Source organism: Thioclava sp. F36-7 (genome assembly GCF_002020075.1).
Taxonomy (GTDB): Bacteria; Pseudomonadota; Alphaproteobacteria; order Rhodobacterales; family Rhodobacteraceae; genus Thioclava; species Thioclava sediminum.
This window is the reverse complement of the sequence record NZ_MPZR01000028.1, coordinates 1-1,273: the sequence shown is the minus strand read 5'-3', so window position 1 is coordinate 1,273 and position 1,273 is coordinate 1. Positions and strand designations below refer to the sequence as shown.

The following is a 1,273-nucleotide window of genomic DNA, read 5'->3' as shown; positions in this document are numbered from 1 at the left end:
TGAGCTACTCCCCGACTCTTGGACAGGATCTGGCGTAAATTAAGCTACTCGTTGCACCTGCTGACCGGATTGGTTGATATCATTTCTCTGCCAATAGACCAGCGCTGGTGGCTTGCCGCCGAGGGCTGAGTGAGGGCGCTGGTGGTTGTAGAAGGTCATCCATTTCCGGATGGCCGCTTTCGTCTCCGATCCTGTCTCCCAGGCATACAGGTAGACGCACTCGTATTTCAGAGTGCGCCACAGCCGCTCGATGAAGATGTTATCGAGGAACCGGCCTTTCCCATCCATCGAGATCTTCACGCCCGACCGGCGGAGCCGATCCGTCCAAGCGAAGGACGTGAACTGAGACCCCTGATCCGTATTCATTATCTCGGGCGGGCCGAACTTATGGATGGCTTCGTTCAGCGCCTCGACACAGAAGTCGGCCTCCAGCGTGTTCGAGATCCGCCAAGACAGAACCTTGCGGGTGTGCCAGTCCATGATCGCCACGAGGTAGAGGAACCCGCGCCGCATGGGCAGGTAGGTGATATCCGAGCACCAGACCTGGTTCGGGCGATCCACCCGCAGACCTCGCAGCAGGTAGGGATAGGTCTTGTGCCCCTTCGCCGGCCTGCTTGTGTTGGGTTTCTGGTAAATCGGCATGAGCCCCATCAGGCGCATCAGTCGCCGTATCCGCTTCTCGTTCACCAGGTGGCCGTCGTTACGCAGGTGCCAGGTCATCTGGCGGACACCGAAGAACGGGGTCTCCAGGAACTGCTCGTCGATCTGCCGCATCAGGCCGAGGTTCTGTTCGGTTTCGCCCTTCGGCTCGTAGTAATAGGATGAGCGTGCGATCGACAGCAGCTTGCACTGCTGCCCAATCGACAGATCCGAATGGTTCGGCTCGATCATGCCACGCCTCACTTCCCGCCCCAAGGCTTCAGCTTTCGTTCCAAAAAAGAGTTGGCCACCGCCAGCTCCCCGATCTTGGCGTGGAGCTCCTTCACCTGCTCCTCGTCGATCTCGGGCTTCCTTCGGCCCCCGCGCTCGAACACGCCCGACGCGCCTTCGAGCAAGGCCCGCTTCCATTGATGGATCATCGTCGGATGCACCCCGAACCGGCTCGCCAGTTCGGCCGCTGTCTCTTCACCCTTCAGGGCTTCCAGCGCGACCTTTGCCTTGAACTCGGGCGCGTGCTGCTTGCGTTTCGACATCTCTGATCTCCTTCTCGTCGAAGATCAGCAGACTGCAAATCGTAGCTTATGTCAGTGTCCGAATTTCAGGGGGTAGCTCA

Annotated in this window: 1 protein-coding gene; it reads right to left on the bottom strand. The window is 59.2% G+C overall.

Annotation, left to right across the window (positions count from 1 at the left end):
• Positions 1-39: 39 nt before the first annotated feature.
• Positions 40-1,193 (bottom strand): IS3 family transposase gene (locus tag BMI89_RS20480; protein WP_246832094.1). Its coding sequence is split into 2 segments (ribosomal slippage): positions 40-941 and positions 941-1,193, totalling 1,155 coding nucleotides; the frame shifts between segments, so codons are not numbered across the junction.
• Positions 1,194-1,273 lie beyond the last annotated feature (80 nt).